Genomic DNA, 13879 nt, shown 5'->3' with positions numbered 1-13879 from the left:
AGAAGCCCTTCAGGCACGAAAAGTCCTTGTTGCAAGTCGACTGGTTCTGCCGCTTCGTGCCGAACTCGGTCTCGAGCGGCTCGACCGACAGGCAGTTCGACTGCACCGAGCAGTCGCCGCAGCCTTCGCACACCGCTTCGTTGATCACGACGCGCTTCGCCGGGTCCGGATACGCGCCGCGCTTGCGGCGGCGGCGCTTCTCGGTCGCGCAGGTCTGGTCGTAGATCAGGATCGTCGTGCCCTCGATCTCGCGCAGCGTGCGCTGGACGTCGTCGAGCTGGTCGCGATGGTGGATCGTCACGCCCGGCGCGAGCGGCGACGTGCGGCCATCGTATTTCTGCGGCTCGTCGGTGACGATCACGATCTTCCTCGCGCCTTCCGCCGCGAGCTGGTGCGTGATCTGCGGCACCGTCAGCACGCCGTCGACCGGCTGGCCGCCCGTCATCGCGACCGCATCGTTATAGAGGATCTTGTAGGTGATGTTCGCCTTCGACGCGATCGCCGCGCGAATCGCGAGGAGGCCCGAGTGGAAGTAGGTGCCGTCGCCGAGGTTCGCGAACACGTGCTTCTCGTCGGTGAACGGCGCCTGGCCGATCCACGCCACGCCTTCGCCGCCCATCTGGCTGAACGTGCTCGTGTTGCGGTCCATCCAGACCGTCATGTAGTGGCAGCCGATGCCGCGATCGCGCGCGAGCTTCGGGAACGGTCGTCGATGTGTTGTGCGGGCAGCCCGAGCAGAACCACGGCTTGCGCTCGGTGCTCACGTGCGGCTTCGCGAGCGCGGTCTCCTTCGCTTCGATCACCCGCGATGCGCGCGGCGATCCGCGCGCGCACGTCGGACGGCAGCTCGAACTTGTCGAGGCGCGTCGCGATCGCCTTCGCGATGATCGCGGGCGACAGCTCGTAATGCGCGGCAGCAGCCAGTTTGCCCATCGGCACCGACCATTCGCCGCCCGCGCCGTCCTTTTCGTCGAACTTGCCGAACACGCGCGGGCGCTGGCCGTCGGCCAGTTGTACAGCTCTTCCTTGATCGCGTATTCGAGAATCTGGCGCTTTTCCTCGACGACGAGGATCTCGTCGAGCCCGCGCGCGAACGCCTGCGCGCCTTGCGCTTCGAGCGGCCACACGCAGCCGACCTTGTAGAGGCGAATGCCGATCCGCGCGCAGGTTTCGTCGTCGAGGCCGAGGTCGACGAGCGCCTGGCGCACGTCGAGATACGCCTTGCCGCCCGTGACGATGCCGAAGCGCGCGTGCGGCGAATCGATCTCGATGCGGTCGAGCTTGTTCGCGCGCACGTACGCGAGCGCCGCGTACCACTTGTAATCGAGGAGGCGCGCTTCCTGCACGAGCGGCGGATCGGGCCAGCGGATGTTCAGGCCGCCGTCGGGCATCACGAAATCGGTCGGCAGCATGATCTGCGTGCGATGCGGATCGATGTCGACGGAAGCCGACGATTCGACGACGTCCGTCACGCACTTGAGCGCGACCCAGAGGCCCGAATAGCGGCTCATCGCCCAGCCGTGCAGCCCGAAGTCGAGATATTCCTGCACGTTCGACGGAAACAGCACGGGCAGCCCGCACGCCTTGAAGACGTGCTCCGACTGGTGCGCGAGCGTCGACGATTTCGCCGCGTGGTCGTCGCCCGCGAGCACGAGCACGCCGCCGTGCGGCGCGGAGCCGGCCGAGTTCGCGTGCTTGAACACGTCGCCCGTGCGGTCGACGCCCGGGCCCTTGCCGTACCACATCGCGAACACGCCGTCATGCTTCGCGCCCGGATACAGATTGACTTGCTGGGTGCCCCAGACGGCCGTCGCCGCGAGGTCTTCGTTGAGGCCGGGCTGGAACACGATCCGGTGCGCGGCGAGATGCTGCTTCGCCTTCCACAGCGACAGGTCGAGCCCGCCGAGCGGCGAGCCGCGGTAGCCGGAAATGAAGCCGGCGGTATTGAGGCCCGCCGCGCGGTCGCGTTCCTGCTGGAGCATCGGCAGGCGCACGAGCGCCTGGATGCCGCTCATGTACGCGCGGCCGCGCTCGAGCGTGTATTTGTCGTCTAGCGTGACGGATTGCAGCGCGGCTTCGAGCGATGCGCGCTGGCCTGCGTCTAGCGGGGCGTTCATGCAGTGTCTCCTCACCCGGTTAGGGATCGCCAAAACTATCGGCGCGTCGGCGTCTTGTGGACGCGTCGGTCGGCCCGAATATTGGCGGGTTTCGTTCGATGGTAGCACTGGGAAAAACCCGCCGCTGCGTGTCAAAAAAAGCCGGTGTGCGACCCGAAAACGTGAGGAATCAATGCGTTACAGGCTGTAAAAGCATGTAAAACGGCGCGCCCCACGACGCGTTTGCCGTTAGGCTCTAGGGCCCTGTCCGGTTGCGCGGGCGGCGCGGGTTCGTGCCCGCGCCGCGCATCGCGCGCCGGACGGTTGCAATGGAGGTGCAATGCAATGAAGACTCGAAATATCCAGAATTTCCTGATGGTGTCGGCCGCGTTTTTCGCGATGAGCGGCCCGGCGCGCTCGGAAGGTGCGGGCGTGCTGGCGACGGCGAGCACCCGGATGCTGCAGCTTGCGGCGACGGCCGGCGTGGATGCGCCGGCGTTCGCGAGCGTCGCGACGAACGGGCGCGGCGCGATGCAAAAGTAAGCCGCGGCGGGCGATCGCCGGTCCGTCGCGTGACGGTCGGCAACGCCAATGCGAAAGGGCGGGAATCCCGAAGATTCCCACCCGTTTCTTTTGCGGGACCGCTCATCGCGCCGTCCATCGGGCCATGTGCGGCCCCGCGCGCCGCGCGCGGCGCGCTTACGCCTTGTCCTGCACGACGCCGCGGCGGATCTGGTCGAGCTCGATCGATTCGAACAGCGCCTTGAAGTTGCCTTCGCCGAAGCCCTGATTGCCCTTGCGCTGGATGATCTCGAAGAAGATCGGCCCGATCTGGTTCTCGGTGAAGATCTGCAGCAGCAGATCGTCGTGCGCGCCGTCGATCAGGATCTTGCGCTTCCTGAGCTCGTCGAGCGGCTCGCCGTGGTTCGGCACGCGGCGGTCGACGAGCTCGTAGTACGTGTCGATCGTGTCGAGCAGCGTCACGCCCTTCGCGCACAGCCCGTCGACCGCCTTGTAGATGTCGGCTGCGCCGAGCGCGATGTGCTGGATGCCTTCGCCGCGATACGCGTCGAGGTATTCCTGGATCTGGCCGGCCGTGTCCGAGCCTTCCTCGTTGATCGGAATCCGGATCTTGCCGCACGGCGACGTCATCGCCTTCGATTTCACGCCCGTCACCTTGCCCTCGATGTCGAAGTAGCGGACTTCGCGGAAGTTGAACAGGCGCTCGTAGAACTCCGCCCATTCCTGCATGCGGCCGCGGTGGACGTTGTGCGTCAGGTGGTCGATGTACGTGAGGCCGTGGCCGACCGGATTCGGATCGGCGCCCGGAATCGGCTCGAAGTCGACGTCATAGATGCTGATGTCGCCGATCGCGCCCGGCTTCGCGCCGTTCTTGCCGCGCCAGCGGTCGACGAAATAGATCAGCGAGTCGCCGATGCCCTTGATCGCCGGGATGTTCAGCTCCATCGGCCCCGTCTTGTTGTCGAAGCCCCACGCGCCGAGCTCGAGCGCGTGCCGGTATGCCTTCGCGGCGTCCTGCACGCGGAACGCGATCGCGCAGATCGACGGCCCGTGCAGCCGCGCGAAGCGCTGCGCGAACGAATCCGGTTCCGCGTTGATGATGAAGTTGATGTCGCCCTGGCGGTATAGCGTCACGTCCTTGTGGCGATGGCGCGCGACCGCGGTGAAGCCCATCCGCTCGAACAGTTGGCCGAGCGCTTTCGGATCGGGGGCGGTGTATTCGATGAATTCGAAGCCGTCGGTGCCGACGGGATTGTCCCAGGTGGGGATTTGCATGGCGTCTCCTAGCCCCCGGCGGGGCATGCGTCTTGATGAATGTCTGCGGCAAAGTGTAGCGGGGCGGGCCGGGTGGAAACTTGCGAACTTGGTCGTGCAACGCTACGCTTGCGCAATTTCTCGTCCACACGAACAAGCAGGGAGACAGGAAATGGCGCGCGTGGAATTGGATGCGATTGACCGGCGCATTCTTTCGATTCTTCAGGAGAATGGGCGTTTGTCGAACCAGGACATCGCCGAGCGGGTGAATCTGTCGCCGAGCCCCTGTCTTCGGCGGATCCGCCGGCTCGAGGAGATGGGCGTGATCACCGGCTACGTCGCGCTTCTCGATCCGCAGAAGCTCGGGCTCGATCTGCTCGCGTACGTGAGCGTGCGGCTGGAGAAGCGCGGCGGCGTTGCGTCCGCGCGCGGCGACGAGACGTCCGCGCGCGCCGGCGCGACGCATGCCGAGCTGTTCCGCGCGGCGGTGCAGGCGTGGCCGGAAGTCGTCGCGTGCCACGCGATGACGGGCGACATGGATTATCTGTTGCGCGTGCAGGTCGAGGACATGGCGCATTTCTCGCGCTTCATGCAGGAGCAGTTGCTGCATCATCCGTCGGTGATCGACGTGAAGACGAGCTTCTCGCTCGAACGCTTCAAGGAGACGACCGCGCTGCCGATCCGCTGAATGCGGATGTGGCGCGCCGGCCGAGCGGCCGGCATCGGCCGAATGGCCAAAAAAGAACGGGCGTCCCGTCGTGGGCCGCCCGTTCTCGTTCGTGCGTGGCGAAGCGCTTACGCGGTGAGGCCCGCGGGCAGCAGCGATTCGAAGATCTGCGTCGCGCGGCGCGCCTGGCGCTTGAGCGCGTAGTCGAACACGGCCGCCTGCTCCTGCATCATCTCGGCGATGATCGTCGAGTGATCGGCGGGCGGCAGCGACAGATACGCATCGGCTTCGCCGTACGCGTACTCGATGCGCATTCCCGATTTCTTCGCGATGTGCATCATCGTCGCGTTGCGCGACAGGCAGTGCATGTAGAGCGTCGTCACGTGCGTGTTGCGGCTGCGGATCGCGGCGCGCTCGAACAGCTTCGAGCCGACGCCCTGGCCGCGCGCGCGTTCGAGCACCGACACGCCGAATTCGGCGGTGCGTTTGTCGCCTTCCGCGGGCAAGTATGCGAGATGGCCGACGCCGATCAGTTCGAGCGCGTGATCGAACACGCCGAACACGGTGTCGCGGCCGAAGTCGATCGTGCGCACGTAGTTCTCGATTACGTGATCGGGCACCGCCTGGCCGAAGCGCAGCAGCCGATCGTCCGCGTCGAGCGCGAGAAAATGGGTGAGCAGTTGCTGGCGGTCGCCGGAAGCCAGTTCCCGAACGAGAACTGGCGCGGGACCGGCGATGCCGACCGACTCGGCAGGGCGGAGGTCTGGCTTGTTCATCGTAGGTTCCTCAAAAAGACCGCACATTGATTTGTGCATTGCAGCGCAATTTTAACCGAACGGCCGTGCGGAGATTGGGGAAAACCCGGATATTTGAGTCGAGGTCAAGCTCTAAACTCATCGATTGATGTGTGTAAGTATTTGATTTTATTAGTATTTAAATGATCTTTGACAAGGGTGTGAGCAAAGCATCGCACTGTTACGCCGGCGCAACGCTTGCTGCTCTGCAATAAATCAGACGATTCAGCTACCGAGCCCGCGCTCGATCATGCCGATCACCTGCTCGGCGAAATCGCGATAGCCGAGGCGGCCGCCCGGCTTCAGCCACGTGAACGTCCAGTTGATCATCCCGAACACCATCATCGTCACGGGCGTCTGGTTGTCCTTCGAGATCCGTTCCGGATACGCGCGCGCGAGCTGGCGCGAGAACGCGGCGACGATGTCGCGCTGGCGGTCGAGGATGATCTGGCGCTGCGTGTCCTCGAGGTACTTCACGTCGTTCAGCAGCGCAACATGGCGGCTGTGCGACGTCTCGTATTCGGCAAGGAACGCGCGCACGAGCTCAGCGAACGCCTCGCGCTCGGTGAGCCCGCGCCGCTGGCTCGCGCCCTCGACCTCGGCGATGATCAGCATCAGCCGCTTCGTGTAGCGGTCGAGCAGGTCGAAGAGGATCGCTTCCTTGCCCTCGTAATAGTGATAGAGGCGTGCCTTCGACGTGCCGCTCGCGTTCGCGAGGTCGGTCATCGACGTGCTCGGGTAGCTCGTCTGCGCAAACTTGGCGGCGGCGAGATCGAGGATCTGCTCGCGCTGGGATTCGTGGTCGGGGGCGCGGGTGCGGGCCATGTGATTCGGTGCGTGTTCGGTGCGTGAAGCGGGGGCGGGTTAGCGGGGGAGGGCGACGGCGGGCGTCGTGCGCAGCGTCGCCGTTCTCAGGTCGTCGATCGATCGGGCGTCGCCTTGCAGCTCGATGCGGCCGGCCGCCGCGAGCTCGCGGCAGCGCCAGAACGCGATCACGTCGCCGACGAACAGGTGCCCGTGGTCGGCGAACGCCATCACGGCGCCGACCGTGCGCGCGGCGGGGCCCCATTCGTCGGGCGCGTGCTCGAGCACGAGCGCGTCGATGTCCGCGTAATGGCCGCTCTTGAACGTGTTGCAGATCCAGTAGCGCAGCTCGGCGTTCGTCTGCTTCGCTTCCTGCCATTCGAGCGCGAGCCGGCTGATCCGCAGCACCGAGATCGGCGCCGCCTCCGGCAGTTTCGCGAGCAACCGGGCGGGCGAAAAGATGCCGGTGGCCGTCGCCTGGTCGGCGCGCAACCGCACCCACGACTGCGGATCGTCGATGTCCGCGCTCGACAGCCGCACCTCGTTGAGGCGCTGCGGCGCATTGCGCAGGTGGTAGGCGACGCGCCGCAGCATCAACTGATCGGCGACGCTGTGCGCGTGCCAGACGACGACCTGGCCCGTGCCGGCCGCGAGCGTCTCGAGCTTCGCGAAGTCGTCGCCGAGCCCGGCGATCCAGTCCTGCTGCACATCGCCGATCGCGCGCTCCCAGAACGCGGCGCGCACGTCCGGCGTGTCGTCCGCGCCGCGCAGCGGGCCGACCGACAGATCGTCGAACAGCCCGACGACGCTTTCGTCGCGGCCCGCGTCGGCGAGCGCGATGCGAAGAGAAGCGGCGGCGGAGCCGCCCATGGTCACGTGGATGGTGCTCATTGGCCTGTCGTCAACATGAGAAAAGCCGCCGGGAAGCCGGCGCGCGTCCGGCCTGCAGGCGGCCCCTAGCAGGCTGTTGAATTTGGGCCCAGCGTAAACGGGCGTTGAGAGTCGCGCGTTATGGATATCGTGTTCATGACCTTGGGCAATGAGAGCGATGCGCGGAATGGACGAGATGCAAGAACCGCTGTTCACAACGGTCAAGCTGGAAGACTTCGTGCCGGCCGATCACCCGCTGCGGCCGGTACGGCAACTTGTCAACGAAGCGCTCAAGCAGCTCAACGGATTGTTCAGCGTGATCTACGCGGACAGCGGCCGCGCGTCGATTGCGCCGGAGAAGCTGCTGCGGGCGTTGCTGCTGCAGGTGCTGTACTCGGTGCGCAGCGAGCGCATGCTGATGGAGCAGATGCGCTACAACCTGCTGTTCCGCTGGTTCGTCGGGCTGGCGATCGAGGACGCCGTGTGGGACCACTCGACGTTTTCCAAGAACCGCGACCGGCTGCTCGAACACGAGGTCGTCGAAGCGTTCTTCACCAAGGTCATGGGCTTGGCCGAGCAGCGTGGCCTGCTCTCGCGCGAGCACTTCTCGGTCGATGGCACGCTGATCCAGGCCTGGGCCAGCCACAAGAGTTTCCGCCCCAAGGACGGCCCGGGCGACGAGCCGCCCGCGGGTGGCGCTCGCAACGCCGACACTGACTGGCGTGGCCAGCGGCGCAGCAACGAGACACACCAGTCGAGTACCGATCCGGATGCACGCCTGTTCAGGAAGAGCAAGCAAAGCGGGGCCATCCTCGCTTACCAAGGACACATTCTCATGGAGAACCGCTCGGGCCTGGTGGTGGGTGCCGTGGTGAGCCATGCCGACGGCTTTGCCGAACGCGCGAGCGCCCTGCGCTTGCTTGATTGTGTACCGGGCCGCCATGCCAAGACGCTGGGCGCCGACAAGGGTTACGACATGCGCGACTTCGTTGGCGATTGCCGGGCACGCAAGGTGACGCCGCACGTGGCACGCAACGACACCCGCCAAGGCGGCAGCGCGATCGACGGCCGCACCTCGCGGCATGCCGGCTACCGGATCAGCCAAGTCATCCGCAAACGCATCGAAGAGCACTTCGGTTGGGGCAAGACGGTGGGCCGGATTCGGCAGACGGTGTATCGCGGCATCCGGCGCGTCGATCAGCACTTCAAGCTGACGATGCTCGCCAGTAACCTGACTCGCATGGCTCGAATACTGACGGTGGTGTCGCCCCGAGTTGCGCAATAAGCCGCCTGAGCGGGGCCGACGTGCGTCGGCATGCCGGCTGGCATGTCCACCAGCCGGGAGATTTGCATGGTGCTGCTGTAATTCACCGCTTGATCGCACGTGAAATCCTTTTAACCAGCGCTCCGGTTGTCATGACGGAGGGCTTTTCAACAGCCTGCTAGAGCAAAAACCCTGACGCCGCGCCTTCCTCGGGTCAAGTCGCCCGTTCCCGCAGCCGTAAACCAATAGGTCCGCTCCACACCCACCGCTCCTCATGCTCTCCTCGATCCGGTCCCGCATTCTCGTCGCGTGCCTTGCCATCGTCATCGGTTCGCTCGTCATCAACACGGCGCTCAACTATTTCGTCGCCAATCGCTACAACCGCGAGTCCATCAGCCAGAACCTCAGCGCGGTGCTGACCGGCCACGAAACCGGCATCGCCGACTGGGTTGCGTCGAAGACGCAGATGATCGTGTCGGTCGAAGACGCCGCGATCTCGCCCGACCCGATCCCTTCGCTCAAGCAGATCGCCGCCGCCGGCGGATTCACGAACGTCTATGTCGGCTACGCGGACAAGACCGCGAAATTCTCGGACCCGACCGGCATTCCGCCCGACTACGATCCGACCGGCCGCCCGTGGTACAAGCAGGCTGCGCAGGCGGGCAAGCCGGTCGTCACGCCGCCTTACGTCGACGTCGGCACGGGCAAGCTCGTCGTCGCGTTCGCCGCGCCGATCGTGCGCGACGGCGCGCTGAAGGGCGTCGTGTCCGGCGACGTCGCGATGGACAGCGTGATCGCGAACGTCAAGGCGATCCATCCGACGCCCGGCAGCTTCGGGATGCTCGTCGACCGCGGCGGCCACATCGTCGCGCATGCCGATCCGAAGCTCACCCTCAAGCCCGTCACCGATCTCGCTGACGACCTGAGCATCGACGCGCTCGCCGCGTCGTCGTCCGACGAGAACGCCGCGCCGATCGACGCGCACGTCGCGGGCGCGGCGAAGCTGATGCGCGCGCGCGCCGTGCCGGGCACCGACTGGCTGACTGTCGTCGCGCTCGACAAATCCGATGCGATGGCCGGCATGCATTCGCTGCTGCTCGTGTCGATCGGCACGCTCGTCGCGCTCGTCGCCGCCGCCGCGCTGATCGTCGGCGCGATCACGGGCGTCGCGTTCCGGGGGCTCGCGCGCATTCGCGACGCAATGGAATCGATCGGCTCGGGCACGGGCGATCTGACGCAGCGCCTGCCCGATGCCGGCCGCGACGAAGTGGCGCAGATCGCGCGCTCGTTCAACGCGTTCGTCGGCAAGCTGCAGGACGTGATGCGCGTGATCCGCGACGCGAGCGATTCGGTGCGGCATGCGGCGGGCGAGATCGCGTCGGGCAATCACGACCTGTCGCGGCGCACGGAATCGGCGGCGGCGAGCCTGGAGCAGACGGCCGCGTCGATCGAGGAGATCACGTCGACGGTCACGCAGTCGGCGGGCGCCGCGCGCCAGGCCAACGACATCGCGACGAACGCGGCGAGCGTCGCGTCGCGCGGCGGCACGGTCGTGTCCGACGTCGTGTCGACAATGCACGAGATCGAGGGCGCGTCCGGCAAGATCAGCGACATCATCGGCGTGATCGACGGCATCGCGTTCCAGACCAACATCCTCGCGCTGAACGCGGCCGTCGAGGCGGCGCGCGCGGGCGAGGAGGGGCGCGGCTTCGCGGTCGTCGCGGGCGAGGTGCGCTCGCTCGCGCAGCGCAGCGCGCAGGCGGCGAAGGAGATCAAGGCGCTGATCGACTCGAGCGTGTCGAGCGTCGCGACGGGCGCGACGCTCGTCCAGCAGGCGGGGCAGACGATGAACGACATCGTCGGCACGGTTTCGAACGTGACGACGATCATGCGCGAGATCTCGAACGCCGCCGACGAGCAGACGCGCGGCATTCAGGAAGTGAATCGCGCGGTGGCGCAGCTCGACGAGATGGTTCAGCAGAACGCGGCGCTCGTCGAGCAGTCGGCTGCGGCCGCTTCGGCGCTGCAGACTCAGGCGGTCGAACTCGCCGAGGCGGTCGGGAAGTTCAAGGTTGCGTGATCCGATTCCGCGGGGCGGCGCGCGACGCATTTTTTCAGCGGCGCCGACGCGTCGCCCGGCATCGTCAGGTTCGGCATGTCGCATGCGCCCGGAGACGAACGAACCGCGGTGCAGCGCATCGGGTTCAGTCGCCGCCGCGCGCGAGCCAATCGATCAACGCCTGCGTGACGAACGCCGGATTCTCGAGATTCGAAATATGCCCGGCTTTCGGCACGAACACCTTTTCGCAGCCGATCAGCGCTGCGATTTCGTCGGCTTCCTCGGGCGGCCGCGCGACGTCGTTCGCGCCGCACATCACGAGCGTGCGCTCAGCCGGCAGCGCGCTGAGTTTCGCGCGCGCGTCTTCGCGGCCAAACGTGATCTTGCCGAGCGGAATCACCGAGTCGCGCAGCCTTTCGGCCGTGAACGCCTGCAGCGCGCGCCGGAAGCCCGCAGGCAGCTCGCTCGCGAGATCGATGCCGGGGCGGAAGAAGATCGGCACGATCGCGTCGAGCAGCGGCGCGGGAATCGCGCCTTGCGCGTCGATGGCCGCGAGCATCTGGAAATATTTGCTGCGCGTCGCGTCGGGCTCGACGCCGACGTAGGTGTCCATCAGCACGAGACGGTCGATCCGTTGCGGCGCGCGATGCGCGAGCGGCACCGCCCACATGCCGCCCACCGACAGCCCGACGATCGAGCAGGTGTCGATGCCGAGATGATCGAGGAGCGCGCACATCTGCATCGCAAGATCGTCGAGGTCGTTCGTGCCGTCGGGCAGCGGGCCGGATTGGCCATGTCCCCACAGGTCCGGCGCGATCACGCGATACGACTTCGAGAGCGCTTCGAGCTGCGGCTCCCACATCGACGAATCCCACAGGTAGCTGTGCCCGAACAGCACGGGCGCGCCGGAGCCCCTGATCTGATAGTGCAGGGGTTGGCCATCGATAGTGACGAAAGGCATGTCGATAAGGTCGCTTGGCAATGAATCGGTTAAGGGAATTCGGTGAACGCGCGCAATCGATGCGCGTGCCGAAGCAATCGGCGGCAATCGTGTGAATTGCCGCTTTCGAGTGCGGGATGGGGAAATTGTCGCACCACCCTATCTCGGCCGTTTGTCGAAATCGAGCGCACAGGCGGCCGTCGCCGTTGCCCAGGGGGCGGGCGAATTCGTGCGGTCTGCGCGTGCCAAGTGGGTCTGCACGGTCGACATCGCGAAATGTACGGATCGAATCGCATCGACGAAATGCGCGACAGGCGCGTGCTGTTGCGGTCGCTCGACATTCGGCACTTTTTTGTTGTCGCGCGTGCATGGTTGCCGTTATCGTTGCGCACTACGACAATAATCGCGTGTTGTGAGAGCTTAGTGGCAGCACATAAGAAAAGTTTGCGCCTGGCTTCGTTCAGGCATCGGGGGGCGGCGAAAGGTTGCGGCCGCATCGAATCCTCGCGTCGCGCGTGCGGGCTCGGCGCCGTCAGGCCGCACGCGACGCCGCGTCGCGCGCCCGCACGGACGCGCCGGCGCGCGGCCGCAACCGCCGGCCGCCGCGCGCGAATCCGCTCCATTCGCGTCATTCGCGCTTCCCATTCGATTCCTCATCTGACGTACGGCGTCGCATCGCGTGTTGCTTGCGCGATGCGACGCCGTCGACACGGCATGTTTAGCGATCTCCAAGGAGGGACCATCGTTTGAAAACTTCGAAGACAGTTCTGGCGTGCCTCGCGGCATCGGCCATCGTCGCATTGAGCGGTTGCGCGACCGAGGCGTCGCGCACGCTGCCCGTGCCCGCGTCGGCGAGCGCGCAGAAGCCGTTCGCGGGCAAGCCGGTCGGCATCGCGGTCGGCAAGTTCGACAATCGTTCGAGCTACATGCGCGGCATCTTCACCGACGGCGTCGACCGCCTGGGCGGCCAGGCGAAGACGATCCTCGTCACGCAGCTCCAGCAGAGCCGCCGCTTCAACGTGCTCGATCGCGAGAACCTCGACGAGATCAAGCAGGAAGCCGCGTTCATGAAGAAGGCGCAGGCGGTGAAGGGCGCGAACTATGTCGTGACGGGCGACGTCACCGAGTTCGGCCGCAAGGAAGTCGGCGATCAGCAACTGTTCGGCATTCTCGGCCGCGGCAAGAGCCAGATCGCATACGCGAAGGTGAACCTGAACATCGTCGACACGACGACGTCGGAAGTCGTGCTGTCGAGCCAGGGCGCGGGCGAATACAGCCTGTCGAACCGCGAGATCATCGGCTTCGGCGGCACGGCCGGCTATGACTCGACGCTCAACGGCAAGGTGCTCGACCTCGCGATCCAGGACGCGGTCAATCACCTCGTCGAGCAGGTCGACGCGGGCGCGCTCGCGTCAGGCAAGTAAGCGCGCCCGCACGGCGCGGACGAATTCGTTCATCCATCGTTTCCATCGACAACGACAACAATGAAGAAGACCTTCAAGACGGGAGTCTGGCTGCCGGCCGCGGCCGCGGGCGTGCTGCTCGCGGGCTGCGCGGCGAATCAGCCGAAGCCGCTCTATCAATGGGACGGCTATCAGCCGCAAGTCTACGAATACTTCAAGGGGCAAAAGAGCCCCGAAGACCAGATCGACGCGCTCGAGAAGGCGCTGCAGCAGATTCGCGCGAAGGGCAACCGTCCGCCGCCCGGCTTCGAGGCGCATCTCGGCATGCTGTACGCGAGCGTCGGCAAGGAGCAGCAGGCCGAGCAGGCGTTCCAGGCCGAGAAGGCGTCGTTTCCCGAATCGTCGCCGTTCATGGATTTCCTGTTGAAGAAGAAAGCCGCGGCGCCGCAATCGAAGCCGCAAGCGCCGGCGCAAACGCAAGTACAAGCACAACAACAATAAGGGCTGCCATGTTCAAGTTCATTTCCGCAAGACTCCTGTCGGCCGCGTCCGTGCTGGCGCTGCTCGCCGCGTGCGCGGCGCCCGCGAAGCACGTCGACTACACGGCGTTCAAGAAGAGCCAGCCGCGCGCGATCCTGCTGCTGCCGCCGCAGAACGACACGTCGGACGTGAAGGCGACGTACGGCTTGCTGTCGCAGATGACGCGGCCCGTCGCCGAAGCGGGCTACTACGTCGTGCCCGTCGCCGTGATGGAAGAGACGTTCAAGCAGAACGGCCTGACGAACGCCGCCGACATCCAGACCGTTTCGCCCGCGAAGCTGCGCGACATCTTCGGCGCGGACGCGGCGCTGTACACGACGGTCACGCAGTACGGCTCCGTCTACACGGTGCTCGACAGCACGACGGTCGTGTCGGCGTCCGCGAAGCTCGTCGATCTGCGCACGGGCGACCTGCTGTGGCAGGGCAGCGGGCGCGCGACCGGCAAGGAACTCGGCTCCAACGTGGATTTCAGCGGCTTCGGGTTGATCGCGACGCTCGCGCAGGCGGCCGTCAAGCAGATCGCGCACACGCTGAGCGACGACGCGGTCGACGTGGCGGGGCTCACGAGCGGCCGGATGCTGTCCGCCGGCCAGCCGAACGGCCTGCTGTACGGCCCGCATTCGCCGAAGTACGGAACCGATTGAGCGAAGGTTTCGAGCGATCGAC

The 13879-nt window shown here is 65.9% G+C and carries 12 protein-coding genes and 1 pseudogene; 7 read left to right on the top strand and 6 right to left on the bottom strand.

The annotated features are described in order from the left end of the window. Positions 1–2117 (bottom strand): annotated as a pseudogene (locus WS92_RS28175) (indolepyruvate ferredoxin oxidoreductase family protein); the annotation flags it as partial. Positions 2118–2441: 324 nt separating this feature from the next. Here WS92_RS28175 and WS92_RS28170 point away from each other — a divergent pair. Beyond that, positions 2442–2639 carry a hypothetical protein gene (locus WS92_RS28170; protein ID WP_059934792.1) on the top strand — a complete coding sequence of 66 codons (198 nt, stop codon included), beginning with the start codon at positions 2442–2444 and terminating at the stop codon, positions 2637–2639. 156 nt (positions 2640–2795) lie between these two features. Here WS92_RS28170 and hppD read toward each other — a convergent pair whose 3' ends face one another. Then, the gene (gene hppD / locus WS92_RS28165; protein ID WP_006023759.1) at positions 2796–3893 is read right to left on the bottom strand and encodes a 4-hydroxyphenylpyruvate dioxygenase; all 1098 of its coding nucleotides are present in this window, start codon (positions 3891–3893) and stop codon (positions 2796–2798) included. 151 nt (positions 3894–4044) lie between these two features. On the opposite strand from hppD, the gene WS92_RS28160 reads away from it, so the two are divergent. Further along, on the top strand, positions 4045–4560 hold the full coding sequence (locus WS92_RS28160) for an Lrp/AsnC family transcriptional regulator (RefSeq protein WP_006023758.1): 516 nt from the start codon (positions 4045–4047) through the stop codon (positions 4558–4560). Positions 4561–4667: 107 nt separating this feature from the next. Here WS92_RS28160 and WS92_RS28155 read toward each other — a convergent pair whose 3' ends face one another. From WS92_RS28155 to WS92_RS28145, 3 genes are all read right to left on the bottom strand, one after another. Then, complete coding sequence (locus WS92_RS28155; protein WP_015600051.1) at positions 4668–5315, bottom strand: GNAT family N-acetyltransferase; 648 nt, start codon at positions 5313–5315, stop codon at positions 4668–4670. 243 nt (positions 5316–5558) lie between these two features. Further along, positions 5559–6158, bottom strand: a complete 600-nt coding sequence (locus WS92_RS28150) for a TetR/AcrR family transcriptional regulator (protein WP_015601996.1) — start codon at positions 6156–6158, stop codon at positions 5559–5561. Positions 6159–6197: 39 nt separating this feature from the next. Then, positions 6198–7028: a DUF1835 domain-containing protein gene (locus WS92_RS28145; RefSeq protein ID WP_015601954.1), complete on the bottom strand. Its 831-nt coding sequence runs from the start codon at positions 7026–7028 to the stop codon at positions 6198–6200. 166 nt (positions 7029–7194) lie between these two features. Between WS92_RS28145 and WS92_RS28140 the strand changes: the two genes are divergently transcribed. Together WS92_RS28140 and WS92_RS28135 are read left to right on the top strand one after the other, a co-directional pair. Then, positions 7195–8292 (top strand): IS5 family transposase, encoded by a 1098-nt coding sequence (locus WS92_RS28140; protein ID WP_015602980.1) that lies wholly within the window; start codon positions 7195–7197, stop codon positions 8290–8292. Between the two features lie 253 nt (positions 8293–8545). After that, positions 8546–10351: a methyl-accepting chemotaxis protein gene (locus WS92_RS28135; RefSeq protein ID WP_015602085.1), complete on the top strand. Its 1806-nt coding sequence runs from the start codon at positions 8546–8548 to the stop codon at positions 10349–10351. 124 nt (positions 10352–10475) lie between these two features. On the opposite strand, the gene WS92_RS28130 is transcribed toward WS92_RS28135, so the two are convergent. Continuing rightward, positions 10476–11291, bottom strand: coding sequence for an alpha/beta fold hydrolase (locus WS92_RS28130; RefSeq protein WP_059934755.1), 816 nt, complete (start codon positions 11289–11291; stop codon positions 10476–10478). Between the two features lie 725 nt (positions 11292–12016). On the opposite strand from WS92_RS28130, the gene WS92_RS28125 reads away from it, so the two are divergent. From WS92_RS28125 to WS92_RS28115, 3 genes are read left to right on the top strand one after another with little or no spacing between them, the layout of a single operon-like run. Next, on the top strand, positions 12017–12694 hold the full coding sequence (locus tag WS92_RS28125) for a CsgG/HfaB family protein (protein ID WP_009913933.1): 678 nt from the start codon (positions 12017–12019) through the stop codon (positions 12692–12694). A 60-nt stretch (positions 12695–12754) separates the two neighbouring features. After that, entirely contained in the window at positions 12755–13174 is a 420-nt protein-coding gene (locus tag WS92_RS28120; protein WP_015602080.1) for a DUF4810 domain-containing protein, read from the top strand. 8 nt (positions 13175–13182) lie between these two features. After that, on the top strand, positions 13183–13857 hold the full coding sequence (locus WS92_RS28115) for a DUF799 domain-containing protein (RefSeq protein ID WP_006023846.1): 675 nt from the start codon (positions 13183–13185) through the stop codon (positions 13855–13857). Positions 13858–13879 lie beyond the last annotated feature (22 nt).

This window comes from Burkholderia sp. MSMB1588, assembly GCF_001546925.1.
GTDB lineage: Bacteria > Pseudomonadota > Gammaproteobacteria > Burkholderiales > Burkholderiaceae > Burkholderia > Burkholderia humptydooensis.
Note: the sequence above shows the minus strand (reverse complement) of the source record. Positions and strands in the feature narration are given on the sequence as shown.

What these genes read in the sequence shown, in the direction of transcription:
- WS92_RS28120 (WP_015602080.1), top strand. Translation starts at nt 12,755, where the DNA reads ATGAAGAAGACCTTCAAGACGGGAGTCTGGCTGCCGGCCGCGGCCGCG.
- hppD (WP_006023759.1), bottom strand. Translation starts at nt 3,893, where the DNA reads ATGCAAATCCCCACCTGGGACAATCCCGTCGGCACCGACGGCTTCGAA.
- WS92_RS28155 (WP_015600051.1), bottom strand. Translation starts at nt 5,315, where the DNA reads ATGAACAAGCCAGACCTCCGCCCTGCCGAGTCGGTCGGCATCGCCGGT.
- WS92_RS28130 (WP_059934755.1), bottom strand. Translation starts at nt 11,291, where the DNA reads ATGCCTTTCGTCACTATCGATGGCCAACCCCTGCACTATCAGATCAGG.
- WS92_RS28160 (WP_006023758.1), top strand. Translation starts at nt 4,045, where the DNA reads ATGGCGCGCGTGGAATTGGATGCGATTGACCGGCGCATTCTTTCGATT.
- WS92_RS28150 (WP_015601996.1), bottom strand. Translation starts at nt 6,158, where the DNA reads ATGGCCCGCACCCGCGCCCCCGACCACGAATCCCAGCGCGAGCAGATC.
- WS92_RS28135 (WP_015602085.1), top strand. Translation starts at nt 8,546, where the DNA reads ATGCTCTCCTCGATCCGGTCCCGCATTCTCGTCGCGTGCCTTGCCATC.
- WS92_RS28140 (WP_015602980.1), top strand. Translation starts at nt 7,195, where the DNA reads ATGGACGAGATGCAAGAACCGCTGTTCACAACGGTCAAGCTGGAAGAC.
- WS92_RS28115 (WP_006023846.1), top strand. Translation starts at nt 13,183, where the DNA reads ATGTTCAAGTTCATTTCCGCAAGACTCCTGTCGGCCGCGTCCGTGCTG.
- WS92_RS28145 (WP_015601954.1), bottom strand. Translation starts at nt 7,028, where the DNA reads ATGAGCACCATCCACGTGACCATGGGCGGCTCCGCCGCCGCTTCTCTT.
- WS92_RS28170 (WP_059934792.1), top strand. Translation starts at nt 2,442, where the DNA reads ATGAAGACTCGAAATATCCAGAATTTCCTGATGGTGTCGGCCGCGTTT.